This window comes from Rhodosalinus sp. FB01, from assembly GCF_041365715.1.
Taxonomy (GTDB): Bacteria; Pseudomonadota; Alphaproteobacteria; order Rhodobacterales; family Rhodobacteraceae; genus Rhodosalinus.
This window is the reverse complement of sequence record NZ_JBGFSH010000007.1, coordinates 42,689-68,761: the sequence shown is the minus strand read 5'-3', so window position 1 is coordinate 68,761 and position 26,073 is coordinate 42,689. Positions and strand designations below refer to the sequence as shown.

At 69.2% G+C, this 26,073-nt stretch carries 25 protein-coding genes; 15 read left to right on the top strand and 10 right to left on the bottom strand.

Features of this window, described 5'->3' with window-relative positions; translation table 11 throughout:
• Nucleotides 1–6 precede the first annotated feature (6 nt).
• Both AB6A65_RS11610 and AB6A65_RS11605 read right to left on the bottom strand, forming a co-directional pair.
• Nucleotides 7–936: a methylenetetrahydrofolate reductase gene (locus AB6A65_RS11610; protein ID WP_371038551.1), complete on the bottom strand. Its 930-nt coding sequence runs from the start codon at nt 934–936 to the stop codon at nt 7–9.
• Nucleotides 937–964: 28 nt separating this feature from the next.
• Nucleotides 965–1,261 (bottom strand): virulence factor, encoded by a 297-nt coding sequence (locus AB6A65_RS11605; RefSeq protein ID WP_371038550.1) that lies wholly within the window; start codon nt 1,259–1,261, stop codon nt 965–967.
• A 299-nt stretch (nt 1,262–1,560) separates the two neighbouring features.
• Between AB6A65_RS11605 and AB6A65_RS11600 the strand changes: the two genes are divergently transcribed.
• Together AB6A65_RS11600 and AB6A65_RS11595 are read left to right on the top strand one after the other, a co-directional pair.
• On the top strand, nt 1,561–2,673 hold the full coding sequence (locus AB6A65_RS11600) for a Ppx/GppA phosphatase family protein (RefSeq protein ID WP_371038549.1): 1,113 nt from the start codon (nt 1,561–1,563) through the stop codon (nt 2,671–2,673).
• A gap of 74 nt (nt 2,674–2,747) precedes the next feature.
• Entirely contained in the window at nt 2,748–3,491 is a 744-nt protein-coding gene (locus AB6A65_RS11595) for an RlmE family RNA methyltransferase (protein ID WP_371038548.1), read from the top strand.
• Here the strand turns inward: AB6A65_RS11595 and AB6A65_RS11590 are convergent.
• Nucleotides 3,472–4,401, bottom strand: coding sequence for a GlxA family transcriptional regulator (locus AB6A65_RS11590; protein ID WP_371038547.1), 930 nt, complete (start codon nt 4,399–4,401; stop codon nt 3,472–3,474). The genes AB6A65_RS11595 and AB6A65_RS11590 overlap by 20 nt on opposite strands.
• Nucleotides 4,402–4,473: 72 nt before the next feature.
• Here AB6A65_RS11590 and AB6A65_RS11585 point away from each other — a divergent pair, with 72 nt between their 5' ends.
• The 6 genes from AB6A65_RS11585 to AB6A65_RS11560 all read left to right on the top strand — a co-directional run bounded on the left by AB6A65_RS11585 (nt 4,474) and on the right by AB6A65_RS11560 (nt 12,933).
• Nucleotides 4,474–5,382 (top strand): 3-keto-5-aminohexanoate cleavage protein, encoded by a 909-nt coding sequence (locus tag AB6A65_RS11585; RefSeq protein WP_371038546.1) that lies wholly within the window; start codon nt 4,474–4,476, stop codon nt 5,380–5,382.
• Nucleotides 5,383–5,530: 148 nt separating this feature from the next.
• The gene (locus tag AB6A65_RS11580; RefSeq protein WP_371038545.1) at nt 5,531–6,940 is read left to right on the top strand and encodes a carnitine 3-dehydrogenase; all 1,410 of its coding nucleotides are present in this window, start codon (nt 5,531–5,533) and stop codon (nt 6,938–6,940) included.
• Nucleotides 6,941–6,944: 4 nt separating this feature from the next.
• On the top strand, nt 6,945–8,105 hold the full coding sequence (locus AB6A65_RS11575; RefSeq protein ID WP_371038544.1) for an acyl-CoA dehydrogenase family protein: 1,161 nt from the start codon (nt 6,945–6,947) through the stop codon (nt 8,103–8,105).
• An 85-nt stretch (nt 8,106–8,190) separates the two neighbouring features.
• On the top strand, nt 8,191–10,239 hold the full coding sequence (locus AB6A65_RS11570) for an acetate--CoA ligase family protein (protein WP_371038543.1): 2,049 nt from the start codon (nt 8,191–8,193) through the stop codon (nt 10,237–10,239).
• Nucleotides 10,240–10,360: 121 nt separating this feature from the next.
• A complete protein-coding gene (locus tag AB6A65_RS11565; RefSeq protein ID WP_371038542.1) occupies nt 10,361–11,758 on the top strand; it encodes a bifunctional enoyl-CoA hydratase/phosphate acetyltransferase in 1,398 nt (465 codons plus the stop codon).
• Nucleotides 11,755–12,933, top strand: coding sequence for an acetate/propionate family kinase (locus tag AB6A65_RS11560; protein ID WP_371038541.1), 1,179 nt, complete (start codon nt 11,755–11,757; stop codon nt 12,931–12,933). The genes AB6A65_RS11565 and AB6A65_RS11560 overlap by 4 nt, the downstream gene beginning before the upstream one ends.
• Before the next feature lie 68 nt (nt 12,934–13,001).
• Here AB6A65_RS11560 and AB6A65_RS11555 read toward each other — a convergent pair whose 3' ends face one another.
• Nucleotides 13,002–13,445 (bottom strand): MarR family winged helix-turn-helix transcriptional regulator, encoded by a 444-nt coding sequence (locus AB6A65_RS11555; protein ID WP_371038540.1) that lies wholly within the window; start codon nt 13,443–13,445, stop codon nt 13,002–13,004.
• A gap of 814 nt (nt 13,446–14,259) precedes the next feature.
• Here AB6A65_RS11555 and AB6A65_RS11550 point away from each other — a divergent pair.
• Genes AB6A65_RS11550 through mnhG form a run of 7 tightly spaced genes read left to right on the top strand, consistent with a single transcriptional unit; the run spans nt 14,260 to nt 19,968 of the window.
• Complete coding sequence (locus tag AB6A65_RS11550; protein ID WP_371038539.1) at nt 14,260–16,521, top strand: putative monovalent cation/H+ antiporter subunit A; 2,262 nt, start codon at nt 14,260–14,262, stop codon at nt 16,519–16,521.
• Complete coding sequence (locus AB6A65_RS11545) at nt 16,518–16,937, top strand: Na+/H+ antiporter subunit B (protein ID WP_371038538.1); 420 nt, start codon at nt 16,518–16,520, stop codon at nt 16,935–16,937. The genes AB6A65_RS11550 and AB6A65_RS11545 overlap by 4 nt, the downstream gene beginning before the upstream one ends.
• A complete protein-coding gene (locus AB6A65_RS11540; RefSeq protein ID WP_371038537.1) occupies nt 16,937–17,299 on the top strand; it encodes a Na+/H+ antiporter subunit C in 363 nt (120 codons plus the stop codon). Before AB6A65_RS11545 ends, AB6A65_RS11540 begins: the two co-directional genes overlap by 1 nt.
• Nucleotides 17,296–18,810, top strand: a complete 1,515-nt coding sequence (locus AB6A65_RS11535) for a Na+/H+ antiporter subunit D (RefSeq protein ID WP_371038536.1) — start codon at nt 17,296–17,298, stop codon at nt 18,808–18,810. Before AB6A65_RS11540 ends, AB6A65_RS11535 begins: the two co-directional genes overlap by 4 nt.
• Nucleotides 18,807–19,286 carry a Na+/H+ antiporter subunit E gene (locus tag AB6A65_RS11530; protein ID WP_371038535.1) on the top strand — a complete coding sequence of 160 codons (480 nt, stop codon included), beginning with the start codon at nt 18,807–18,809 and terminating at the stop codon, nt 19,284–19,286. The genes AB6A65_RS11535 and AB6A65_RS11530 overlap by 4 nt, the downstream gene beginning before the upstream one ends.
• Nucleotides 19,286–19,585, top strand: coding sequence for a monovalent cation/H+ antiporter complex subunit F (locus AB6A65_RS11525; protein ID WP_371038534.1), 300 nt, complete (start codon nt 19,286–19,288; stop codon nt 19,583–19,585). The genes AB6A65_RS11530 and AB6A65_RS11525 overlap by 1 nt, the downstream gene beginning before the upstream one ends.
• Nucleotides 19,582–19,968: a monovalent cation/H(+) antiporter subunit G gene (gene mnhG / locus AB6A65_RS11520; RefSeq protein WP_371038533.1), complete on the top strand. Its 387-nt coding sequence runs from the start codon at nt 19,582–19,584 to the stop codon at nt 19,966–19,968. The genes AB6A65_RS11525 and mnhG overlap by 4 nt, the downstream gene beginning before the upstream one ends.
• Here the strand turns inward: mnhG and AB6A65_RS11515 are convergent.
• Genes AB6A65_RS11515 through AB6A65_RS11490 form a run of 6 tightly spaced genes read right to left on the bottom strand, consistent with a single transcriptional unit; the run spans nt 19,965 to nt 25,893 of the window.
• Complete coding sequence (locus AB6A65_RS11515) at nt 19,965–20,375, bottom strand: Na+/H+ antiporter subunit G (RefSeq protein ID WP_371038532.1); 411 nt, start codon at nt 20,373–20,375, stop codon at nt 19,965–19,967. The genes mnhG and AB6A65_RS11515 overlap by 4 nt on opposite strands.
• Nucleotides 20,376–20,385: 10 nt before the next feature.
• A complete protein-coding gene (locus AB6A65_RS11510; protein WP_371038531.1) occupies nt 20,386–20,655 on the bottom strand; it encodes a K+/H+ antiporter subunit F in 270 nt (89 codons plus the stop codon).
• Nucleotides 20,652–21,143: a Na+/H+ antiporter subunit E gene (locus AB6A65_RS11505; RefSeq protein WP_371038530.1), complete on the bottom strand. Its 492-nt coding sequence runs from the start codon at nt 21,141–21,143 to the stop codon at nt 20,652–20,654. The genes AB6A65_RS11510 and AB6A65_RS11505 overlap by 4 nt, the downstream gene beginning before the upstream one ends.
• Before the next feature lie 4 nt (nt 21,144–21,147).
• A complete protein-coding gene (locus tag AB6A65_RS11500) occupies nt 21,148–22,671 on the bottom strand; it encodes a monovalent cation/H+ antiporter subunit D (RefSeq protein WP_371038529.1) in 1,524 nt (507 codons plus the stop codon).
• Nucleotides 22,668–23,027: a Na+/H+ antiporter subunit C gene (locus AB6A65_RS11495; RefSeq protein WP_371038528.1), complete on the bottom strand. Its 360-nt coding sequence runs from the start codon at nt 23,025–23,027 to the stop codon at nt 22,668–22,670. Before AB6A65_RS11495 ends, AB6A65_RS11500 begins: the two co-directional genes overlap by 4 nt.
• A 1-nt stretch (nt 23,028) precedes the next feature.
• Nucleotides 23,029–25,893: a monovalent cation/H+ antiporter subunit A gene (locus AB6A65_RS11490; RefSeq protein ID WP_371038527.1), complete on the bottom strand. Its 2,865-nt coding sequence runs from the start codon at nt 25,891–25,893 to the stop codon at nt 23,029–23,031.
• Nucleotides 25,894–26,073 lie beyond the last annotated feature (180 nt).

Genomic DNA, 26,073 nt, shown 5'->3' with positions numbered 1-26,073 from the left:
TGCCTTTCAAGCTGCTGTTGCGGGCGCGGCGGCGGCGCCGCCATGCGCCTGGGCCCACTCGGCATTGGCCTTGATGCCGCCGAGCGGGAAGAAATGGACGTTGGTGATGTTGAAATCGGGATTGCGCGCCTTGTGCGCGGCGAGTTCGGCCACAACCTCGGTCGGCTCGTAGGGCAGCAGCAGTTTCGAGACGTCCATCGCCCGTTTCTGCAGCACCTTGAGCGAGGGGCCGACGCCGCAGGCCACGGCGAACTTGATGAGCGTCTGCAGCTTCGCGGGCCCGGCGATGCCGATGTGGATGGGCAGCGTGATGCCTTCGGCGCGAAGCCGGTCCGCCCACGCGATCAGCGGCTCTGCGTCGAAGGCGAACTGCGTGACGATCGCCATCTCCGCGTCGGTGCGCCGGGAGAAGTCCTGTTTCCAGCGAAGCGACGCGTCCACGGTCGCGCTGCCGCCCGCGGGGTCGATGTCGCGGTTGCCCTCGGGGTGCCCGGCCACATGCAGGCGGCGGAAGCCGGCCTTGTCGAACAGGCCGCTTTCCATGAGCTGCATGGAGCAGTGGTAATCGCCGTGAGGTTTTTCCACCCCGCCTGCCAGCAGCAGCGCCTCGCGCACGCCCGCCTCGCCCTGGTAGCGGGCGATCCAGTCCGCGAGCGTGGCCGCGTCCTTGATGATCCGCGCCGGGAAATGCGGCATCGGCTCGTAGCCCTCGGCGCGCAGCCGCGCGGCGGTGGCCACCATGTCGGCGATGGGCGTGCCCTCGATATGGGCGATGTAGACCCGGGTGCCCGCGGGCAGGAGGGTGCGGAAATCCTCCACCTTCTCGGCGGTGCGCGGCATCACCTCGATGGAGTAGTTCTCGAGGAAAGCCTCGAACTCGGGGCGCGCGGGACCGGGCGCGCCCGTTTTCCGCTGGCCGAATTTCAACAGCGCCATGATGGTCTCCTTCAAACGCATGGGGCCGTCAGGCCCAGCCGTCATTCGCGATGAGCGCCCGGAGCCGCTCCTGATCGTAATCCGCGTCGAGGCGCGCGGCCTCCGCTTCCGCCACCTCGGCGGGATCGCCCTCGACCTCGTAGGGCGCGGCCTTGCGCCACTCGGCCAGGTAGGCGTCGGTGTCCGCCGCCCCCACCTTCATCGCCGCGCGGTCGATCGCCTGTTCGAACCGCTCGGGCAGGGGCTTCTTTGATCCGCGCCGGCCTTTGCCCACGATGACCTGCGCGGGTATGTCGCGCCAATAGACGATGGTGACGTCCGGCATGGATGATTCCCTCGCTTCGGTTGGTCCTCTCTAGAGCAGCGAGCTCCGGCGCCGATGCTTGATTTCGACAATTGCGCCGCGCGAAGCGACAGGGCCGCGTCGCATCGCAAGACAGCACCAGCCTAAGGCGGGGCCGCGCGCTGCGCCACAGACGGGCGCCGGAATTCTACTCAGCTTCTGCATGAGGCGCATTCAACAACCTTGACGTGCGTGGCGCGCGAAATCCGCGCGCGCACACCTTGCCGGAACGGCCGTCGCACCGTATCTTGGGAGCAAGTTGAAATCGGAGGGCGTGTGACATGGCGCCCAGGCGTCCCAAGGGTGCGGGCGCTGTCCCAGTTCCGGTCGAAAGCCCCGCGCCCGCGCGGCCCGATCCCGCCGAGCTTTACGCCGCGCTGGATCTGGGAACCAACAGTTGCCGCATGCTGATTGCCCAGCCCAAGGGCAGCCAGTTCCATGTGGTGGACAGTTTTTCGAAAACCGTCCAGCTCGGAATGGGGCTGGAGCGGTCGGGCAACCTCAGTCGTGGCTCGATGCGCCGCACGACGCAGGCGCTGCGTATCTGTCAGCAGAAGATCCAGCGCCACAAGGTCCGCCGGATGCGCCTCGTCGCGACAGAGGCCTGCCGGCGCGCGGGCAACGCCCGCGATTTCCTGCGCCAGGTCGAACGCGAGACGGGCCTCGCCCTCGAGATCATCCAGCCCGAGGAGGAGGCGCGGCTCGCCGTGATCTCCTGCGCGCCGCTCGTCTCGACCCGGACGGAGCAGCTTCTGGTGGTCGATATCGGCGGCGGCTCGACCGAGCTTGTCTGGATCGACCTCTCGTCGGTGCCCAACCGCGAGCGCCCGCGCGCGATCATGCGCCTGCACGCGGGCTTCCACCCCACCGACAGCCCGTTCCCGGCGGCCAAGGTGGTGGACTGGATCAGCGTGCCCCTCGGCGTGGCGACGCTGCGCGACCAGTTCCGCGACGTGGAGGACGACGCGGCGCGCTATGCGCTGATGAGCTGGTTCTTCGAGGAGAACCTGGCCGATTTCGCGCCCTACAAGGACGAACAGGCCCGCGAGGGATTCCAGATCGTGGGCACGTCCGGCACGGTGACCACGGTGGCGGCGAGCCATCTGGGACTCAAGCGCTATGACAGGACCAAGGTGGACGGGCTGCGCATGACCTCCGACCAGATCGACCGGGTGATCCGCGACTATCTCGCCATGGGCCCCGAGGGCCGCCGGCGCGACCCGCGCATCGGGCAGGACCGTCAGGCGCTGATCATGTCGGGCTCCGCGATCCTGCAGGCGCTCTTGCGCGTCTGGCCGACCGATCGCCTGTCGGTGGCCGACCGGGGCTTGCGCGAGGGGCTGCTCTACGCGCAGATGACGGCCGACGGGGTGCTCGAGGACGGCCCCTTCTGAGCGTGCGGGGGACCGAGAATTTTCGATCGAAAATTCTCGCGGCGCCGGACCCGGCGAGGGATGGAAGGACTGCCATGACACGACGCAAGGGCACATCCGGACGCGGCCAGCGCGACCTGACCGTGAAGGTGAAGACCGCGCGGGGGCGCAAGCTGTCCTCCACGCGCTGGCTTCAGCGCCAGCTCAACGATCCTTACGTGAAGCGCGCCCGCGACGAGGGGTATCGCGGACGCGCAGCTTACAAGATCAGCGAGATTGACGACAAGTACCGCTTCCTCGTTCCGGGGGCGCGGGTCGTGGACCTCGGCTGCGCGCCTGGGGGCTGGAGCCAGGTGGCCGTCGCGCGCGTGAACGCGCTCGGCCAGAAGCCGGGCAAGGCGCGGGGGCGCGTGCTTGGGATCGACCTGCAGGAGGTGGACGCGATCCCGGGCGCCGAGCTGCACCGGCTCGACTTCCTGGAAGAGGGGGCCGACGACAGGGTGAAGGCGTGGCTCGGCGGCAAGGCCGACGTGGTGATGTCGGACATGGCCGCCGCCGCCTCCGGGCACAAGCAGACCGATCACCTGCGGATCGTGGCGCTTTGCGAGGCGGCGGCCGAGTTCGCCTTCGACGTGCTGGAGGAGGGCGGCACCTTCGTGGCCAAGGTGCTCGCGGGCGGGGCGGAACAGGGGCTTCAGGCGCTCCTCAAGCGGCGCTTCGACAAGGTGGTCAACGTGAAGCCGCCCGCCTCGCGCGCGGACAGTTCGGAAAAATTCGTGGTCGCGACCGGGTTCCGGGGCCCGGCCGGCGACGGCGACGCTAGCGGCGAAGTGCGCTGATGCTTTCGCCGTAGCGCGCGCGGAAGGCGCGGGCGAGGGCGGCCGGGTCGGCATAGCCGCAGCGCAGCGCGATCTCGCTTACCGGTGCGGCACCCGCCTCTGCCATCTGCCGCGCCGCCGAGAGGCGAAGGTGGCGGTAGACGCGGCCCGGCGCCGCGCCGAGCTCGGCGTGGAAGCGCCGGTCCAGCGTGCGGCGCTGGCAGCCCAGCCGCCGCGCCAGCAGCTCTATCGGCAGGGGCGCCTCCAGATTGTCGCGCATGAGGGCGAGCGCCCGACCGACAAGCCCCGCGGGCGGCGCGCCATCCGCGTCGCGCCGTTCGCGGGCGAGGAAAAGCCCCTCGATCTCGAGCGCCGGGGCCTCGCCCAGATGCGCGCGCACCAACGCCAGCGCCATCTCGTAGGCCGACATCGCGCCCGCGCAGGTCAGCCGCCGCCCGTCCGAGACGACGCGCGCCCGCAGCGCCTCCACCCGCGGGAAGCGTTCGGCGAAGCTTTCGAGCGCGTCCCAGTGCACGGTCGCGCGCCGCCCGTCGAGCAGCCCTGCCGCCGCCAGGAGCCAGGGCCCCGTGTCGAGCCCCGCGACCACGCCCGCGCGCCCGGCAGCCGCGCGCAGCGCGCGGCGCGTGGCCGGCGTGTCCAGCCGCTCGGGCGCGTAGCTCGCCAGGACGAAGAGGTAATCCACCGCGCGGGGGCTTGCGGCCGCGTCGGGCATCATGCGCAGCCCGCTCGAACTGGTCACTGGCGCGCCGTCGATCGTGACGAAGCGCCAGCGATAGGCGTCCCGCCCTGCGAAGGTGTTGGCCGCGCGCATCGGTTCGATCGCGTTGGCAAGGCAGAGGTTCGAGAAGCGGTCGAAGACGAGGAGGTCGATCTCGACCGGGCGCGACGCGCCGACTGTCCATTCCGGCATGATGATTGTCGCATACCGCAAGGACGCATGCCGCGCCAGCACCCTAGCATCGCACTGAACCCGGAGGATGCCATGCCGCTCGAAATGTCCCGCGAGGTTTTCGTCACCTGCGCCGTCACGGGCTCCGGCTCGACCCATGACCGGAGCCCGCACGTCCCGCGCTCACCCGCCGAGATCGCCGAGAGCGCCATCGCCGCCGCGAAGGCCGGCGCCGCCATCGTGCACTGCCACGTCCGCGATCCCGAGACCGGCGCGCCCGCCCGGGACCTCGCCCTTTACCGCGAGCTGACCGAGCGCATCCGCGCCGCGGACACCGACGTGGTGCTGAACCTGACCACCGGCATGGGGGGCGATCTGGTCTTCGGCGGCCCGGAGACGCCCCTGCCGCTCGCCCGGGGGACCGACATGGCCGGCGCCTCCGAGCGCCTCGCCCACATCGCCGAGTGCCGCCCCGAGATCTGCACGCTCGATTGCGGCACGATGAACTTCGCCGAAAAGGACTACGTGATGACCAACACGCCCGGTATGCTCCAGGCGATGGGCAAGGGCATCACCGATCTCGGCGTGAAACCCGAGATCGAGGCGTTCGACACGGGCCATCTGTGGTATGCGAAACAGCTCGTCGCGGACGGCAAGATCGCGCCCGACGTGCTGGTGCAGCTCTGCATGGGCGTGCCCTGGGGCGCGCCGGACGATCTGAACACGCTGATGGCGATGGTGAACAACATCCCCGAGGGCTGGACCTTCTCGGCCTTCTCGCTGGGGCGCAACCAGATGCCCTATGCCGCCGCCGCCGTGCTCGCCGGCGGGCATGTTCGCGTCGGGCTGGAGGACAATCTCTATCTCGAGAAGGGCGTGCTCGCCACCAACGCCCAGCTCGTCGAGAAGGCGGTGGGCATCGTCGAGGGGCTGGGCGCGCGGGTGATGACGCCCGCGGAGGTGCGCGAAAAGCTCGGCCTCAAGAAGCAGGACATGGCATGAAGCGCGTCGCTCGAATGCCCCGATGCCGCGCATGCGGAGGGCGGGGCCTCGGCCCGCGGAGGGCCGCGTCTCACCCGGCGCGTGCCAGGGTGCCGGCTAGAGCGGCGCGGATCGCCCGCGGCGCCGACGGGACGGGGGCGTTCGCGCGATGACCGGAACGGCGGCCATCATAGGCGGCGGCGTCATCGGCTCTGGCTGGGCCGCGCGCTTTCTTCTCAACGGATGGGACGTGCGCGTCTTCGACCCCGACCCGGACGCGGAGCGCAAGATCGCCGAGGGGCTCGCCGCGGCGCGGCGCGCGCTGCCGATGCTTTACGATGTGGCACTGCCCGCCGAGGGCCGGCTCGATTTCGCGGGCCGCATCGCCGAGGCGGTCGCGGATGCGGACTGGATACAGGAAAGCGTCTCCGAACGGCTCGACCTGAAGCACCGGGTCTTCCGCGAGATCGAGGCGGCGGCGCCGGAGGCGGCGCTCATCGGCTCTTCCACTTCCGGGTTCAAGCCTTCCCAATTGCAGGAAGGGGCGGCCCGGCCCGGCCGCATCTTCGTCGCCCATCCGTTCAACCCGGTCTACCTTCTGCCGCTGGTCGAGCTCGTGGGCGGCGTGAAGGCCGAGCCGGACAGCATTGAGAAAGCGTCCGAAATCCTTTCCGCGGTCGGCATGTTGCCACTGCGCGTGCGCGGCGAGATCGACGCTCACCTCGCCGATCGCTTTCTCGAGGCCGTGTGGCGCGAGGCGCTCTGGCTGGTGAAGGACGGCATCGCCACGACCGCAGAGATCGACGACGCGATCCGGATGGGCTTCGGCCTTCGCTGGGCGCAGATGGGACTTTTCGAGATCTACCGCCTCGCCGGGGGCGAACAGGGGATGCGGCATTTCCTGGCCCAGTTCGGCCCGGCCCTCGAATGGCCATGGACGAAGCTCATGGACGTGCCCGCGCTCGACGATGCGCTGGTGGAGGAGATCGCCACGCAATCGGACGCGCAATCGGGGCACATGACCATCGGGGAGCTGGCGCGTCTGCGCGACGACAATCTCGTGGCGCTCCTGCGGGCGCTGAAGGCGCGCGGCGCGGCGGCGGGCCGGGTGGTCGGCGACCACGAGGCGCGCCTGCGGCCCACCCCCGTGGTCGGCGCCCTGATGGAGACCCAGCGCCGGGTCGTCCCGGTGGACTGGACCGACTACAACGGGCACATGAACGAGGGGCGCTACGGGCAGGTCTTTTCCGACGCGGCCGAAACGGTCCTCGCCGCCATCGGTGCGATGGAGGCCTACGTCGCCCGCGGGCTCAGCTATTTCACCGTCGAAACCGACATAAGGTACCTTGCCGAAACCCTTGCCGGCGAAGAGATTTCCGTGGAAACGCGCGTCACGCAGGGCGAAGGCAAGAAGCTGCGGCTCTTCCACGAGATGAAGCGCGCGACCGACGCGGCGCTTCTGGCGACCTGCGACCAGCTGCTCATCCACGTCAACCTCGCGACACGGCGCGCCTGCGCGCCCGAACCCGAGGTCGCCGCCGCCATCGCGCGGCTCGCCGCCGCCCGGGCGGGGGGATGAGCGCATGCAGCTGGGCCTGAGCGAAGAACAGGAGATGATCGTCGCCACCGTGCGCAGCTTCGTGGAGCGCGAGATCCATCCCCACGAGGCGGAGGTGGAGCGCACGGGGGTCGTGCCCCCGGAACTCGCAGCGGAGATCCGGCGCAAGGTCATCGAACTGGGCTTCTACGCCTGCAACTTTCCCGAAACGGTCGGCGGCGCGGGGCTTTCGCATCTCGACTTCGCGCTGGTCGAGCGCGAGCTTGGCCGGGGCTCCATGGCGCTCACCCATTTCTTCGGCCGCCCCCAGAATATTCTGATGGCGTGCGAGGGAGAGCAGCGTGAGCGCTACCTCCTCCCCGCGGTGCGGGGCGACCGGATGGATGCGCTTGCCATGACCGAGCCCGAGGCGGGCTCGGACGTCCGCGGCATGAAATGCACCGCCCGGCGGGTGGATGGCGATTGGGTGGTGAACGGCACGAAACACTTCATCTCCGGCGCGGATCATGCCGATTTCTTTATCGTTTTCGTCGCAACCGGCGAGGACGACACGCCCCACGGTCCGAAGAAGCGCATCACCGCCTTCCTCGTGGACCGCGGCACGCTGGGCTTCACCGTGCGCGACGGCTACCGCTCGGTCAGTCACCGGGGCTACGCGAACTGCATCCTCGACTTCGACGACTGCCGCCTGCCGGACGCGCAGGTCCTGGGCGAGGTGGACGGCGGCTTCGAGGTCATGAACACATGGCTCTACGCGACCCGGATCACCGTCGCGGCGATGGCCGTGGGCCGCGCCCGGCGCGTCTTCGACCTCGCGCTCGATCATGCCGCGGCGCGCCGGCAGTTCGGGCAGACGATCGGCCGCTTCCAGGGCGTGTCCTTCCAGCTCGCCGACGCGGTGACCGAGATCGACGCTGCGGACTGGCTGACGCTCGCCGCCGCATGGCGGCTCGACCAGGATCTGCCCGCCAAGCGGGAAATCGCATCGGCCAAGCTCTACGCCACGGAGATGCTCGCCCGCGTCACGGACATGGCGATCCAGGTCTTCGGCGGCATGGGCCTCATGGACGACTACCCGCTGGAGCGGTTCTGGCGCGACGCCCGGGTGGAGCGGATCTGGGACGGCACGTCGGAAATCCAGCGCCACATCATCGGGCGGGAGCTTCTCCGGCCGCGCGGCAGCTGACGGCCATGCGCCCGCCCGGTCCTTCTTCTTGGGAAGAAATACTCCGGGGGAGTCGCGCGGCACGCGCGACGGGGGCAGCGCCCCCATGACCGCGGCGGCCGGCCCGCGCGACCTCTCCCGTCTGCTCCGACCGCGCTCGGTCGCGGTGATCGGCGGCGGCTGGGGGCGCGCGGTGGTGGCCGCGCTCGATGCCATGGGCTTTCCGGGCGAGGTCTGGCCGATCCACCCGACGGCGCCCGAGATCTCCGGCCGCCGCACATTCGTCAGGCTCGAGGATCTGCCCGGCCCGCCCGACGCGGCCTACGTCGCCATCAATCGTGGCGCCACCGTCGCGGCGGTGCGGGGCCTGTCGGAGATAGGCGCCGGCGGGGCGGTCTGTTTCGCCTCGGGCTTCGCCGAGGCCGAGGCCGAAAGCACGGGATCGGGCGGCTTGCAGCAGGCGCTCGTCGACGCGGCCGGCACAATGCCGATCATCGGCCCCAACTGTTACGGCTTCGTGAACTACCTCGACGGCGCGCTTCTCTGGCCGGACCAGCATGGCGGGGTGCGCGTGCCGACGGGCGTCGCCATCGTCACGCAAAGCTCCAACATCGCCATCAATCTTACCATGCAGGCGCGGGCACTGCCGCTGGCCTACGCGGTCACCGCGGGCAACCAGGCGCAGACGGGCCTGGCCGAGATCGCGCACGCGCTCGCGGCGGATCCGCGGGTGACGGCGCTCGGCCTGCATGTCGAGGGTGTCCGCGACATCGCCGCGTGGGAGGCGCTCGCCGCCCGGATCCGGGCGCGGGGGCTGCCCGTCGTGGTCCTGAAGGCCGGCCGCTCGACCGAGGCGCGGGCCGCCACCCTGTCGCACACCGGCTCTTTCGCGGGCGACGCGGCGGGTGCGCGGGCCTTCTTCGCGCGGCTGGGGTTTGCCGAGGTCGAAACCCTGCCGGGCTTCCTCGAGGCGCTGAAGCTCGGGCACATGACGGGCGGTCTTGCCCGGGGCGGCCTTGCGGCGCTGTCGAGTTCGGGCGGCGAGGCGAGCCTCGCCGCCGACGCGGGGCTTGCGCGGGGCCTGGCCTTCCCGGCGCTGACGGACCCGCAGCGCGCCCGGCTGCGCGCGGCGTTGGGACCGATGGTGGCGCTGGCCAACCCGCTCGACTACCACACCTATGTCTGGGGCGACGCCGGGCGCATGGCCGACACCTTCGCCGCGATGGACGGCCCCCACCTCGCCGCGATGGCCGTCATCGCCGATTTCCCGCGCGCCGATCGCTGCGAGACGGCGGGCTGGGACTGCGTCGTCGAGGCGGCGCTCGCCGCGCGGGCGCGCGTGGCGCGTCCGCTCATCGTGGTCTCAACCCTGCCCGAAGGCATGCCCGAACCGGTCGCAGCGCGGCTGATGGCGGGCGGCGTCGTGCCGATGGCGGGACTCGAGCCGGCGTTCGAGGCGCTCGCTGCATTCGCCCGCGTCGCGGGCGCGTCCGTGGCGCCTGCGCCGCTGCTCCACCCGTGTGCGGGGCGCGCGGCGCCGCGCCTTCTGTCGGAGGCGAAGGCCAAGGCGGCGCTTGCCGCCCACGGGGTGCCGGTGCCCCGGGGCGAGACGGTGGAGGGTCCGGCCGCCGCGGGGCTGGCGGCCGGCCGGCTCGGCGGCCCCGTGGCGGTCAAGGCGCTCGGTATCGCCCACAAGAGCGAGTCCGGCGCGGTGGCGCTCGGCCTCTCCACGCCCGAGGCGGCCCGAAGGGCGGCGGCGGGGATGCCGGGGGCGCGCTTTCTCGTCGAGGAGATGGTGGAGGACGGTGTGGCGGAACTCCTGCTCGGTGTCACCCGCGATCCGGCGCATGGTTTCGTGCTGACGCTCGCGGCCGGCGGGGTGCTGACCGAGCTTCTGGCCGACAGCGCCAGCCTTCTGGTCCCCTCCGGCGAGGACGAGATCGCCGCGGCGCTCGACGGGTTGCGCGCCGCGCCGCTCCTCGCGGGCTATCGCGGCCGCCCGTCCGCGTGCCGGGCCTCGATCCTCGCCGCGGCGATGGCGCTTCAGCGCTTCGTCGCGGCCGAGGCGCACCGGCTCGTCGAGGTCGAGATCAATCCGCTTATCTGCGCGCCGACGCGCGCGGTCGCGGCCGATGCGCTCGTCCGTTTCGGCTGAGGCCGTCACGCCGGCGTCATGGGGGGTTCCTATCGTCGCGCGCGGGCGGCATCCTGCCGGGGCGGGCGGCGCGCACCCCCGCCAAAGGCACCACGGCACACCGGGTTAGGGCGATCGACGCATGCTGATCGAGAACAAGACCTTCGACGAGCTGTCCGTCGGCGACAGCTCCGAACTCAAGCGGCTTTGCACGCAGGACGACATGGTGATCTTCGCCAACGTCTCGGGCAATCACAATCCGATGCACCTGGTGGATCCCGACGGGGAAGGGCCGAGGGAGCCGCCGGCGCCGTCCATGTTCATCGCCTCCCTCATCTCGGCGGTGATCGGCAACGTGCTTCCCGGGGCGGGCACGCTCTACCGCAGCCAGACCCTGCATTTCTGTGGCCGCGCCCATGCCGGCGAGGAGCTGGTGAGCCGGGTCCGGGTCATCGGCAAGGACGCGGCCGAGGGCACCGTGACGCTCGAGACGGAGGTGCGCCGCGCCGGCGACGACGCGCTCGTCACGACGGGCGAGGCGGTGGTCGAGGCCCCGCGCGAGAAGATGAGCTACGACGACCGCGATCTGCCGGGGCTCGTCGTTCAGCGCCACCGCCATTTCGAGGAACTCTTGCGCCGCGCCGAGCCGCTGCCGCCGCTGCCCACGGCCGTGGTCTGTCCCGAGGAGGCGCTTTCGCTCGGCGGCGCGCTGCTCGGGATGAAGCACACGCTCATCACGCCGATCCTCGTGGGGTGCGCCGACAAGATCCGCGCGACGGCCGAGGAGATCGGCGCCGACCTGACGGACATCGAGATCGTGGACGAGGCCGATCACGCCGCCGCCGCGCGCCGCGCCGTGGCGCTGGTTCACGAGGGCCGCGCGGGCGGCGTGATGAAGGGGCATCTGCACACCGATCAGCTGCTCCGCCCGATGGTCGACAGGGAAAAGGGGCTGCGCGGCGACCGGCGCTTCACCCATGTGTTCGTCATGGACGTGCCGGGGCTCGGCCACCCGCTTCTGGTGACCGACGCGGCGATCAACATCTCCCCCGATCTGCGCGTCAAGGTCGACATCGTCCAGAACGCCATCGACGTGGCGCGCTCGATCGGCATCGAGACGCCGAAGGTGGGCGTGCTGTCGGCGACGGAAAACGTGAACCCGGACATGCCGTCCTCGATCGACGCGGCACTTCTGTCGAAGATGGCGGATCGCGGGCAGATCACGGGCGGGCTGGTGGAAGGGCCGCTCGCCATGGACAACGCGGTCGACATCGGCGCGGCGCGCACCAAGGGCCTGAAGTCGCCGGTGGCCGGTCACGCCGAGGTGCTGGTCGCCCCCGACATCGACGCGGCGAACATGCTGGCCAAGCAGCTCACCTTCATCAGCCACGCCGAGGGCGCGGGGCTTGTGCTGGGCGCGCGCGTCCCGGTGATCCTGAACTCGCGCTCCGACGACGACATGTCGCGCCTGGCCTCCTGCGCGGTGGCGGCGCTGCACCACGCGCGCATCACCGGCAAGACGGCGGAGGACGCGGAATGACGACCCATGCGCTGACGGTCAACGCGGGGTCGTCCTCGCTCAAGTTCGCGCTTTTCGCGCTGGATGGCCTGTCCTGCCGCGCGACCGGCCTCGTGGACCGGATCGGCGGCGACGCGACGCTGGAGCTGTCTGACGACACGGGCGCCGTCCTCGCCCAGAGGGATCTGGGCGGGCGGGGTGCCGATCACGCCGAGGCGCTTCGCGCGGCCATCGACGCGGTGCGCGAGGCCTTCGCCGATGCGGAGGTCGCCGTGGTGGGCCATCGCATCGTTCACGGCGGCACGGACCACGACCGTCCGGTGCGGCTCGACGACGACGTGATCGCGGGGTTGAAGGCGCTCGAACCCTTCGCGCCCCTGCATCAGCCGCACAACCTGGCCGGGGTGCGCGGCGCGCGCGCGGCCTTTCCCGAGGCGGTGCAGGTGGCGTGCTTCGACACCGCGTTCCACCGCCGCCACCCCTTCGTCAACGACGTGTTCGGCCTGCCGCGCGAGTATTACGAGAAAGGCGTGCGCCGCTACGGCTTTCACGGGCTGAGCTACGAGTTCATCGCGAGCGAACTCGCCCGCACGGCGCCCGACCTGCACGCGGGCCGCGTTGCCGTGGCGCATCTCGGAAACGGCGCGTCCATGTGCGGCATCGTGGGCGGGCGGTCCGTGGCCTCGACGATGGGCTTCACCGCGCTCGACGGGCTGCCGATGGGGACGCGGTGCGGCCAGCTGGACCCGGGCGTCGTGCTTTACCTGATGGAGGAAGAGGGGCTCGACGCCGCCGCGATCTCCGACATGCTCTACCGGCGCTCGGGGCTGCTGGGGCTTTCCGGGATCAGCAACGACATGCGCGCGCTCGAGGCGTCGGAGGATCCGCGCGCCGACGAGGCCATCGCCTATTTCACCTTCCGCATCCGGCGCGAGCTCGGAGGGCTGGCCGCGGCCATGGAAGGTCTCGACGCGGTCGTCTTCACCGGCGGGATCGGAGAGAACTCCGACCGCATCCGCCGCGAGGTCTGCGCGCCGATGGGCTGGCTCGGGATCGATCTCGACGAGGGGGCCAACGCAGCGCATGACCGCGTGGTGAGCGCGGGCGACGCGCGCGTGACGGTCATGGTCATTCCCACGAACGAGGAACGCGTGATCGCCCGCGCGGCGGCGGACGCGATCAAGGGCGGGGGCTGAGCGCCGAGCCGTCCTGCCGGTCGAAACCTGTCGCGCAAATGGGCCACGCGCGCCCCGGACCGAACCGCTCAGTCGTCCTGGAGGGGCGGCATCCCGACGAACTTGCGCAGAAGCCGGATGAACTGGCGACGTTCCCGCGCGGTCAGGTGGTCCAGTTGGCGGTCGTCGTGGGCATAAAGCTCGGGCGTGGCCTTTGCGACGAAGGCGTGCCCCTCGGGCGTGGTGTAGAAAAGGACGGAGCGGCGATCCTCCGGCGGCTGGTGCCGCTCGATCAGGCGCTCCGCTTCCAGCGCGTTGAGAAGCTTCGTCATGTGCGCGAGCTTCACCCGCAGCGCCGCGGCCAGAAGCCCGTGCCGGATACCCGGGTTGCGGTCGATCAGCACAAGCGCCGAGAACATGCCCGGGCGGAGCGACCGCGGCGCGAAATCCCTGAAATAGGCGTCGAAGATCTGGATTTGCGCCAGCCGGAGCAGGAAGCCCGCCTGGCGGTCAAGCCGGTCGTAGTCCAGCATGTCCGGATCACGCGCGGGTTCGCACGTGGTGTCGATACCTCGAGCCGATCCCAACCCTGACACCCCAAGATTTTTAACGTCACACCATAGATTAGTTAACGCTATAACCAGAGGTTGGATGTTACAACCTTGATATCGACCAAAATGAGATTATTGCGCGATATCCGGCGCAAATTGGAACATATGTTCGCACAGTCGCCCCGGCGCCGATGAACCGTTCCAGCTTGCCGGTGCCGTTCGCGCCTGCAAGGCGTCGAAAAAAGCGTGCTCCGCGGCCGCGTTCACGCGTCGGGCGCGGCGTCCTGTCCGGAAGCGGGCTGGCCGGTTTCGGTCTGGCGCGTCATTCGCGCCGTGCCGGCCTCATGGCTTACCCGGTGCCGTCCGCAGCCCGAGCGTGCGGCGCCAATATGCGGTACGGACACCGCGCGGGTCTGGCGCGCCCATCAGGGGCAAGCGGGTCGTTTCAAGACGCTCAAGAATTGGGCGGACGCCGGAAAATTCGCCTCGGGCGAAGCAGGGGCGCGCCGCGAGCCCATCGCGGATCGGCCAAGGCCCGCAGGGCTGCGGAGCGGCCATCGCCTTGTACAGGCCGTGCGCCGGACAAATCGGGCCAGACCGGCCATCGCGGAAAACCGGTTGGCAATCGCGCGCAAGAAGACCTATCTCTCGCGCTCAGCGGAAGCACGCCTCGAAGACGGTGCGGGACAGGCGAGGGTCATTCGATGCCGATCGGTAACCTGGTGAAGGACTGTGGTCCCGGCGCTTTGTCGAGCGCCCTGCGGGCGCGGGCCAAGGTCGCCGGGGCAAAATCCTGATGGCCGGGAACGAGACCTCGGGAAAACCGGCCGGGAACGGCGCGGCGGGCGTGTTGCCGACCCTGCTGGCCGCCGGCCTCTTCGCCGTCTTCATGTCGACCGTGCCGGAGGTGGCGCGGGGCGAGGTCCTTCGCTGGCAACTCGACTGGGTGCCTTCGCTGGGCATCTCCTTGGGCATCCTGCTGGACGGGCTGGCGCTGACCTTCGCGCTGTTGATCTCCGGGATCGGCACGCTGGTGCTGCTCTATTCCAACACCTACCTGGCCGGGCACGCGCAATACGACCGGTTCGCGCTCTACCTGACGTCCTTCATGCTCTCCATGCTGGGGCTCGTGCTGGCGGACGACCTGATCACGCTGTTCGTGTTCTGGGAACTGACCACGCTCACCTCCTACCTGCTGATCGGCTTCTCGCACGAGCAGGAGGGCGCGCGCCGCAACGCGCTGCAGGCGCTGCTGGTCACGGGCGCGGGCGGGCTTGCCTTTCTCGCCGGCCTGATCCTGCTGGGCTTTGCTGCCGGCACCACCTCGCTGGCCCAGATCGTGACGCAGGGCGAGGACCTGAAGGCCCATGCGCTCTACCTGCCGATCCTGGTGCTGATCCTGATCGGCGCCTTCACCAAATCGGCGCAGGTGCCGTTCCACTTCTGGCTGCCCAACGCGATGGCGGCGCCCACGCCGGTCAGCGCCTTCCTGCACTCGGCCACGATGGTCAAGGCGGGCGTATACGTCATGGCGCGGCTGCACCCGCCGCTTTCGGGCACCGATGTCTGGCTCTGGACACTGACGATCTTCGGCGCCGTCACGGCGGTCTATGCCAGCATCCTTGCGCTGCGGCAGACCGACCTCAAGCAGGCGTTGGCCTATACCACGCTGATGGCGCTCGGCACGCTCACGCTCTTCCTGGGGCAGGAGTCGGGCTATGCGATGACGGCGTTCGCCACCTTCCTCGTCGTTCACTCGCTCTACAAGGCCGCGCTCTTCCTGGTGGTGGGCTGCATGGACAAGGCGACCGGCACGCGTGAGGCGGACCTGCTTGGCGGCCTCGGCCGTGCGATGCCGGTGACGGCCGTGGCCGCGGCGGTGGCGGCGATGTCGATGGCAGGCTTCCCGCCGCTTCTGGGCTTCATCTCGAAGGAGCTGAAATACGCGGGCGCGCTCGCCGTGGCCTCCGAGCCGGTGCTCGTGGCGGGGTCCATGCTGCTGTCGAACGCGCTGATGATGGCGGTGGCCGGTGTCGTCGCGCTTCGCCCGTTCTGGAGCCGGTCGGGCGAGATGCCGCGCACCCCCCGCGAGGCGCCCTGGCAGATGCTGGCGGGGCCCGTGATCCTCGCAGCGCTCGGAGCGCTTTTCGGGTTGCAGCCCGATCTGCTGCAACAGGCGCTCGTTCAGCCCACGGTCGTCTCGCTCACCGGGGAGGTCGGCGAAGTGAAGCCGCTACAGCTTTGGGCCGGTATCAACATGCCGCTCATCCTGAGCATCGCCACCTTCGCGCTCGGGATCGCGCTCTATCTCGCGCACCGGCCGCTGCGCCGGGGGCTCGCGGCGGTCTTCGGCAGACTGCCCAGCCTCGACGCGGGCTGGGACCGCCTGCTCGACGGCCTGAAGGCGCTGGCGGGCTGGCAGACCGGCATCATCCAGAACGGGCAACTGGGCACCTATCTGGCCGCCACCTTCGCCACCATTCTGGCGGGGCTCGTGGGCACGATGCTGTGGGCCGGGCTGCCCGAGATCGCGCCCGCCCCGGCCCCCCCCACATGGCAGCAGGCAGCCATCGCCGCGCTGATCCTCGCCGGCGCCGCGCTCGCCATGGTCACCAACTCGCGCATCGCGGCCATAGCAGGGCTGGGCGCCGTCGGCATCGGCGTGGCGCTGGTCTTCATCCTTTACGGGGCGCCCGACGTGGCCATCACGCAGCTTCTGGTCGAAACGCTGGTCGTGGTTCTGCTGGCAGTTGTGATGCTGCGCCTGCCGGCGCTGACACCCGACCGGTTCCGCGCGGGCCACGCGGCGCTTGCGGCGGGGCTGGGCGCGTCGGTCACGTTGATCGTGCTCGCCGTGCTCACCGTGCCCTTCGACCGGCGTCTTACCGAGTACTTCGAGGCGGCGAGCTGGCCCGAGGCGTTCGGACGCAACATCGTCAACGTCATCCTCGTCGATTTCCGCGCGCTCGACACTTTCGGCGAGATCGCGGTGGTGGTGATCGCGGCCCTCTCTGCCTATGCGCTGCTGCGCCAGTCGGGAAAGGGAGCCGAGAAATGAACTCCATCCTGTTGCGGGCGGGCACCCGCTATCTGGCCGCGCTGCTGATGCTCTTTTCGATCTACATGCTGCTCAGGGGGCACAACGAGCCGGGCGGCGGCTTCATCGGCGGGTTGATCGGCGCCACGGGCTTCGTGCTCTACGCCATTGCCGTGGGCACGCAGGACGCGCGCGCCGCGCTGCGGCTGGAGCCGCAGGGCATCGCCATGGCGGGGCTCGGGATCGCGCTTGCCGCGGGGCTTGCCGCGGCGCTTTTCGGCGACGTGTTCTTCACCGGGCAGTGGCTGTTTCTCGGTGCCACTGAGGATGACAAGGGCCTGCCGCTTTCGACGGTTCTGGTCTTCGACATCGGGGTCTATCTGGTCGTCTTCGGCTCGGTCCTGACGCTGGTCTTCGCGATCGAAGAGGAGGTCTGATGGAGCTTCTGCTCGCCATCGTCTGCGGTGCGCTGGTCGCCGCGGCCGTCTACCTGATGCTGGCGGGCGACATGCTGCGCTTCGTCTTCGGCCTGCTTCTGATGTCGAACGCCGCGAACCTGGTGATCTTCACCGGAGGCCGGCTGACCGAAGGCGCGCCCGCGCTGATCGCCGAGGGCGCCGACGCGCCCGCGAGCCTGGTCGCGAACGCCCTGCCGCAAGCGCTGGTGCTGACCGCCATCGTGATCGGTTTCGGGCTTTTCGCCTTCGCGGTCGTGCTTCTTCTGCGCGCATGGACCGAGCTCGGGACGCTCCGGGGCGACGAGATGCGTCTGGCCGAGCCCGAGGAGGACGGGCGGTGAGCTGGCTTCTCGTCCTTCCCATCGCGATCCCCTTCGTCACGGCGGTCGCGGCCTTCCTGTTGCGGGCGGATGCGGCTGGGCGCTGGATATCGGTCGGGGGATCGGCCGCCGCGCTGCTGGCGGCCGTCGCGCTCATGCAGGAGGTGCTGGCAGAGGGCGTGCTCTCGGCCCAGATGGGCAGCTGGCCCGCGCCCTTCGGCATCACGCTGGTCGCGGACCTCCTGGCGGCGGTCATGGTGCTGATCACCGCGATCGTCGGCCTCGCGGTCGCGGTCTATGCGCTGGCCGACATCGAGCCCAGACTCGAGCGGCTGGGCTTTCACGCGCTCTACCAGGTCTTGCTGGCGGGGGTGACGGGCGCCTTCCTGACCGGCGACCTCTTCAACCTCTACGTCTGGTTCGAGGTCATGCTGATTTCGTCCTTCGGCCTTCTGGTGCTGGGCGGGCGGCCCGAGCAGATCGACGGCGGCGTGAAATACGTGGCGCTCAACCTCGTCTCGACACTGTTGTTCCTGACCGCCATCGGCGTGATCTACGGGGTCACGGGCACGCTCAACATGGCCGACCTGTCGCAGGCGACGGATACGCTCGACCCCGAGCTCATGACGCTGATCGCAGTGCTCTTCATGATCGCCTTCGGGATCAAGGCGGCGGTCTTTCCGCTCTTCTTCTGGCTTCCGGCCTCCTACCACACGCCGGCCTTCGCGGTCTCGGCGGTCTTCGCCGGGCTGCTGACCAAGGTCGGGGTCTATGCGCTCATCCGAAGCTTCACGCTGATCTTCGACCACGACACGGGCACCACGCACACAGTGCTGCTGTGGGTCGCCGGGCTGACCATGGTGACGGGCGTTCTGGGGGCGGCCGCGCAGAACGAGATGCGCAAGATCCTGTCGTTCCACATCGTGAGCCAGATCGGCTACATGATCATGGGGCTTGCGCTGCTCACGCCGCTCGCGCTTGTCGGTGCCGTCTTCTACCTCGTGCACCACATCATCGTGAAGGCGAACCTCTTCCTGATCGCGGGGGTCGCGCAGCGGCTGACGGGAAGCGAGGCGCTGGCGCGGATCGGCGGGCTCTACAAGTCCGCGCCGCTCCTGGCGCTGCTGTTTCTCGTGCCGGCCTTCTCGCTGGCAGGCTTCCCGCCGCTTTCGGGCTTCTGGGCCAAGTTCCTGCTTGTGCGGGCGGCGCTCGAGGTGGAGGGCTGGGTGATCGCGGGGGTGGCGCTGGCCGTCGGGCTGCTTACCATCTACTCGATGACCAAGATCTGGGCCGCCGCCTTCTGGGAGCCGCATCCCGACGGAATCTCCCCGACGCTCGACCGTCTGGACGGACCGGCGCGGGCCGCGCTTCTGCTGCCGATCGCGGGGCTCGCCGCGCTGACGGTCGTGATCGGTCTCTTCCCCGAGCCTTTCGTGGTCTTTGCCGAGCGGTCGGCCGAGCAACTGCTCGATCCCTCGGCCTACGTCGCCGCGGTGCTGGGCACGCCTGTGATGCCGGGAGGAGCCGAATGAACGCGTTCGGCATCAACCTGCTGCTGGCTGTCGTCTGGGTGGCGCTGACCGGGTCCACCACGCTGACCGGCCTTCTGACCGGCTTCGTGCTGGGCTTCGGCGTGCTCTGGATGGTCAAGCCGCTGACCGGCGAACGGCTCTATTTCCGACGCGTTTTCGCCTGGGTGCGCCTGGTGGTCATGTTCCTCTACGAACTGGTGGTCTCCAGCCTCGCCGTGGCCTGGGACATCGTCACGCCGAAAGAGCGCGCGCGCCCGCAGATCATCGAGATGCCGCTCGACGTGACCTCGGACGTCGGCATCCTGCTTGTCACCAATCTGATCTCGCTCACCCCCGGCACGCTCAGCCTGGACGTGAGCCGCGACCGCAAGACGCTGGCGGTGCATGCGATGTTCGTGGACGATCCGGACGAACTCTGCGCCCAGCTCAAGCGCGGCATGGAGCGGTGGGTGATCGACGCGGTGGAGGGAGAGTGATGGAATCGTTCTACACGCTCGCACTGGACGCCGGGCTGGGCATGATCGTGCTGTCGGTGGCGCTGATCTTTGCGCGCCTCGTGCTGGGGCCAAGCCTGCCCGACCGGGTCGTGGCACTCGACATGATGACGGTGGCGATCGTCGCGTTCTGCGGCCTCGCCGCGATCCGCTACGACACGCCGGCTTTCCTCGACGTGGCGCTCGTGCTGGCGCTGGTGAGCTTCCTGGCCACCGTGGCGCTGGCCCGTTTCGCGGAGCGGCAGCGCATCCGGCGCGACGAGGGAAGGAGCGGACGATGACGCAAGCTGTCGTGGCCGGACTGGTGCTGCTAGGCACCGCCTTCGGGCTTCTGGGGGCCGTGGGGCTTCTGCGGATGCCCGACGTGCTCGTGCGGATGCACGCCTCGACCAAGCTCGCCACGCTGGCCTGCGGGCTTACGCTCGCCGCCGCTGCGGTGCATTTCGGATCGGCGGACGTGACCATTCGCGCGGTGGCGATCCTGCTTTTCCTGCTGCTCACCGCGCCGCTTGCCGCGCACATGATCGGCCGTGCCGCGGTCACGACCGGCGTGCCGCTATGGCGCGTCACGGCGCCGGACTGGCTTTGCCGCACCCGTGAGGCGGCGGGGGACGACGAACCATCCGACGCCGAAGATCCGCGGGACGATCGGCCGGATACCTAGCGCACGCGCTCCGGCGCGCCGTCGGCCTCGGCCTCCAGGCGCGCGCGCTCCTCGTCGCTCTCGAAACTGGCCCAGGGACGGCCGGTGCCGGTGGACGGCAGCGTGGTCGGCCGCTCCTGCCTGTGAATGTGTGTCTTGGCGATGAATTGTGCCGTGACGGGCGCCGTGAGAAGCAGGAAGATCGTGATCAGCAACTCGTGCAGCGAGGCCTTGCCGTCCACGAAGAGGAAAAACAGCATCGAGGCGATCAGGACGCCGCCCACGCCCAGCGTCGTCGCCTTCGTGGGGGCGTGCAGCTGGCGCATCGAGCCCCGGAGCTTCACCAGCCCGTAGCTGCCCACCAGCCCGAAGATGCCCCCGATCACGAGGAAGGCCGAGATCGCGATTTCCACCCAGACATTCGTCATGCCGCTCTCCTCATTCGATCACGTCGCCGCGCAGGATGTAGCGCGCATAGGACACGGTAGAGACGAAGCCCGTCATCGCGATCAGCATCGACGCCTCGAAATAGACCTGAGTGTCGAGCGCCACGTCGTAGAGCGCGATCAGCGCGATGGCGTTGATCACCAGCGTGTCCAGCGCGAGAATCCGGTCACCGGGATTCGGGCCCATCACGATGCGGTAGAGATTGAACAGTGCGGCCAGCCCGAAGCAGCCGAAGGCGAAGGCAAGGGCGATCTCGATCATTCGAACAGCTCCTTCAACCGGCGTTCGTAGCGGTGCTTGATGGTGTCGCGCACCTCGTCCGGGTCGTCGGTGTCCAGGCAGTGCACCAGCAGCGCCCGCCCGCAGGCCGACAGGTCGCTCGACAGCGTGCCGGGCGTCATCGTGATGGTGCCCGCGAGAAGCGCGATGGCCTCGGGCGATCGGATGTCGAGCGGCACGGTCACCCACTGCGAACTGATCCGCGAATTCGGCTTGAAGAGGATGATCGCCGCGACCACGACGTTGGCGACCACGATGTCCCAGAGCACGATCAGGATGTAGGCCACGGCGACGCGAAGGCTCTTCAGCCGGACCCGGCCGGGCCAGTAAGGCGCGGTGAAGAACGGGATCACGACGCCCAGGATCGTGCCCATGACCAGCGCGTTGAGCGACAGGTCGTTGATGAGCAGCAACCAGACGACGATCAGCGCCAGCGTCAGAAGAGGGTGGGGCAGGAACCGCCGTTGCATGGTCTCAGCCTTCGATATCGCTGCCGAGCACGGCAGAGATGTACGTCTGCGGTGCATAAAGCTGGGCCGCGGTGTTGTCGAGATAGGATGTCACGGGGCCGGCGAAGAGCGTGAGCGCCACGATGGCCCCGAGGAGAACGAAGGTCGACGCGGCGGGCAGCGCGATCGCCGGTGCGGGCCCGGCCGGCGGCGCGCCATCCGCGGGCGCCTCCAGCTTCCAGAAGATGCGGCTGCCGCCTTGTGCGAGGCCCAGGATCGCGATCAGCGTGCCGCCCAGGATGGCCGTCCAGATCAGCCAGGCAAGCGGCGCGTCGCGCACCGCGTCGAGGATCAGAAGCTTGCCCACGAAGCCCGACAGCGGCGGCATGCCCGCCACCGCGATGGCGGCTCCGAAATAGAGCGCCGTGACCAGCCCGCCCTGCGCTATCGCCGGGGCAGGGCGATAGGCGTCGCCGCCGGCGCGCCGCTCTCGAACCATGTCGACGACCAGGAACAGAAGGGCGCCCGCCAGGGTCGAATGCAGCATGTAATAGAGCGTGGCCGCCGCCGTTTCCTGCGTGAAGATCGCCATCGCGCTGAAGAGCGTGCCCATCGAGCCGATCACGGCGAAGGCCGCGAGCCGCCCCAGCCCCGTGGCACCGAGGATCCCGATCATGCCCACCGCCAGCGTCGCGAGCGCCGCGGCGAGCAGGAGCCCCGACAGGAGCGCTGCCATGGCGTCGTTGGCGGAATGAAAGATCAGCGTGTCCACCCGCAGCACCGCATAGGCGCCCACCTTGGTCATCACCGCAAAGAGCGCGGCGACCGGCGCGGGCGCTGAGGCGTAGGTCTCGGGCAGCCAGAAATGCAGCGGCAGAAGCGCGCTCTTGATCGCAAAGACCATCAGCAAGAGCACCGCGCCCACGAGCAGAAGCGCCGTGTCGCCGCCCGTGATCCCGCCCACGCGCCCGGCCATGTCTGCCATGTTCAGCGTGCCGGTCACCGCGTAGAGGATGGCGAGAGCGAAAAGAAAGAGCGTCGAGCCCAGCAGGTTGTAGATCACGTACTGCACGCCCGCGCGCAACCGCCGCCCGCCGCCCCCGTGGATCATCAGCCCGTAGGAGGCGATGAGCAGCACCTCGAAGAAGACGAAGAGGTTGAAGAGATCGCCGGTCAGGAAGGCGCCGGAAATCCCCATGAGCTGGAACTGGAAAAGCGCGTGGAAGTGCTGTCCGCGGGCATCCCAGCCGCTGCCGACGGCATAGAGCACGACCACCAGCGCGATCGCGGCGGTGAGCATGAGCATCATCGCCGAAAGCCGGTCCAGCACCAGCACGATGCCGAAAGGCGCGGACCAGTCGCCCAGCTCGTAGACGCTGACGGTGCCATCATGCGCCATCGCCATGAGCACCACACCCAGGCCCGCCAGCGCCACGGTGCCGGCGATGGAGAAGATGCGCTGAAGGTCGAGGTGGTGGCGCAGCGCCAGCACGAGCACCGAGGCCATGAGCGCCGGAAGCACGACCGGCAGGATGATCCAGTGGCTCATTGTCCGGCCTCTTCCTCGGCGTCCGGGCCGTTGTCCATGTCCATCCGGTCGGACCGCGTGCTGAGATAGGCGCCGAGCGCCAGAAGCACGACGACCGCCGTCATGCCGAAGGAGATCACGATCGCCGTCAGCACCAGCGCCTGCGGCAGGGGGTCCGTGTAGACGCCGGCGCCGGTCTTGTCGATCAGCACCGGCGGCGCGTTCAGCATCAGCCGGCCCGAGACGAAGAGAAAGACGTTGACCGCATAGGACAGCAGCGCGATGCCCAGGATCGCCGGAAAGGTCCGTCGCCGCAGCACCAGGTAGATGCCCGCGGCGGTCAGCGTGCCGATCCCGAGTGCGACCAGTGCCTCCATCTCAGTCCTCCTCGCCGCCGGGCCGGCCGCGTAGCGGGTTCACGTCCATCGCGTGAACGTTGACCTTCTCGCCCGTCCGTCGCGCCACGCTGGACAGGCTGGCCAGCGCCAGCATCACCGCGCCCAGCACGGTCAGGAACACGCCGAGGTCGAAGAGCATCGCGGTGGCGAGTTCGAATTCCTCGAGCGGCGGAATCTCGACGTAGCCGAAGGCACTGGTCAGGAAGGGCATCCCGTTGAACCAGGCGCCGAGGCCCGTCAGGATGGAGATCAGCACGCCGAGGCCGATGACGGTATGGTAGGGCAGGCGCCGGCGTTCTTCGGCCCAGGCGAAGCCAGAGGCCATGTATTGCATCAGAAGCGCGATCGCCACGACGAGGCCGGCGATGAAGCCGCCCCCCGGCTCGTTGTGGCCGCGCAGGAAGACGTAGACGCCCACCATCAGCGCCATCGGCATCATCACCCGCGTCGCGATGACCATGAGAAGCGGGTGCCGGTCGCCGGCCTCCCGCCGCGCGCCCTTCCAGTTTGCCAGCCAGTCGGCGCCGGGACCGCGCAACACCTGCTCGGTGAGCGCGAAGATGACCAGCGCCGCGATGCCGAGCACGATGATCTCGCCGAAGGTATCGAAGCCGCGGAAGTCGACGAGAATCACGTTGACGATGTTGCTGCCGCCCGCGCCCTTGTAGGCGTTGGCGATGTGATACTCCGAGATCGCGGGCAGCGCAAAATCCCGAGTCAGCATGGCGAAGGCCACGACCGCCACGCCGAGACCGCCAAGACCCGCGATCACGCCATCGCGGATCTTGCGCGACAGGCTGTCCTCGGGCGGGTCTTCCTGCGGAAGAAAGGTCAGCGCGAGCAGCAGAAGGATGATCGTGACCACCTCGACGGAAAGCTGCGTCATGGCGAGGTCCGGCGCGGAGAAGTAGATGAATCCGATCGCCACCACCAGGCCCACGACGCCCAGCAGCACCAGCGCGACGAGCCGGCGCCGGTGCAGCACCACGAGCGTGGCGGTCGAGACCACCAACAGCGCCACGGCGATCGCGGGCAACAGGCTCACCGGCAGCAGCGCGCGGGTCGGCGGCCCGGCTTCGCCGTTGCTCCAGGCGATGGCGCCCGCACCCAACGTTGCGAGGGTCAGGATCGCGGCATAGCGTGTCATCGCCCCGTCATGCAGACCGTCGGTCACGCCCCGCGCGCCGCGCGTGGCCGCGCCCACGACGGCGTCGAAGATCGCCTTGGCGTAGGGCGGGCCGGCCCGGCGCCAGCCCGTTGCCAGCGGCCGATGCAGCGCGAGCAGCAGGGCACCGCCGAGAATGGCCGCGACCGAGATGTAAAGCGCGGGCGTGAACCCGTGCCAGAGCGACAGGTGGGCATGCGGATGGCCGCCGGTGATCGCCGCCGCCACAGCGTCGACGAACGGGGTGACGAGCGCCGGGAAGAGCCCCGTGACGACAACGACGAGCGCCAGGAGACCGGGACCTGCCCACATGCCGAACGGCGGGTCATGCGGGGGCTTCGGATAGTGCTCGCGCACGGGGCCGAAAAAGACGTGCACGAGGAAGCGGAACGAGTAGGCCACCGAGAAGAGCGCGCCCAGCCCCGCCAGAGCGGGCAGCAGCCAGGGCGTGCCGGCCCAGACGGTATGTGTCGCCTCCTCCAGCATCATCTCCTTGGAGATGAAGCCGTTGAGCGGCGGTATGCCGGCCATCGACAGCGCGGTGAGCGCTCCGATCGCGAAGGTGGTGGGCATCAGCTGCCGGAGCCCGCCCAGCCGCGGGATGTCGCGCGTGCCCGTCTCGTGATCGATGATCCCGGCCGTCATGAAGAGCGCGGCCTTGAAGCTTGCATGCGCGAGGATGTGCACCGTCGCCGCCAGCGCCGCCGCCTCGGTCCCGAAGCCAAGCAGCATGGTGATGAGGCCGAGGTGGCTGACGGTGGAGAAGGCCAGCAGCGCCTTCAGGTCGTCCTTGAAGAGCGCGATGCCCGCACCGATCACCATGGTGATCAGACCCGTCGTGGCGACGATGTAGAACCATTCCGGCGTGCCCGAGAGCACCGGCCAGAGCCGCGCCATGAGGAAAAGCCCGGCCTTCACCATCGTGGCCGAGTGCAGGTAGGCCGAGACGGGGGTCGGCGCGGCCATCGCGTGCGGCAGCCAGAAGTGGAAGGGGAACTGCGCCGACTTCGTGAAACAGCCGATCAGGATGAGGATCAGCGCCGGAAGATACCATTCCGAGCCTTGGATCGCCTCGCTGTTCTGCAAAATCACAGAGATGTCGTAGCTGCCCGCGATATTGCCGAGGATCAGCATGCCGCCGATCAGGGCAAGCCCGCCGAGGCCGGTGACCGCGAGCGCCATGCGCGCGCCCTGCCGGCCCTCGGGCAGGTGGTTCCAGTAGCCGATCAGCAGGAAGGACGAGAGCGAGGTCAGCTCCCAGAAGATGAGCAGCAGCAGGATGTTGTCGGACAGCACGATCCCCACCATGGCGCACTGGAAGAGCAGCAGGTAGGTGAAGAACTGCCCCATCGGGTCGCTGCGGTAGAGGTAGAAGCGCGCGTAGAGGATGATCAGCAGCCCGATCCCGAGGATCAGCCCTGCGAACATCAACCCCAGACCGTCCAGCATGAGATTGACGTTCATCCCGAGCGACGGCAGCCAGGCGAGCCTGTAGTGGAACACCTCGCCCGCGATCACCGCCGGCGCGTGCAGGACGAGCATCAGCAGCGCGAGCGCGGTAGGCAGCAGGGTGAACCAGGTGCAGGTGTCGCGCCCCGCACGGATCATCAGCCCCGGCAGAAGCGCGCCGAGAAAGGGCGCCGCGACGATGAGAGGCAGCATGCTGCTTGTGGTGTCCATACCGTCCCTGCCTGTTGCCGGCCCGTTCGCCCGGGGGCTCGTTCCGTCATAGTGCGGACCTGCGCAACATGCAAAAACGCTCTTGCCCGGATCGTGGGCCCGGGCGTTCGGCAGGACCAGCCGGGGCTTAGGAAAATGACTTGGCCGGCGAGTTCAAGATGCAATCCGCCGGGGGTCATC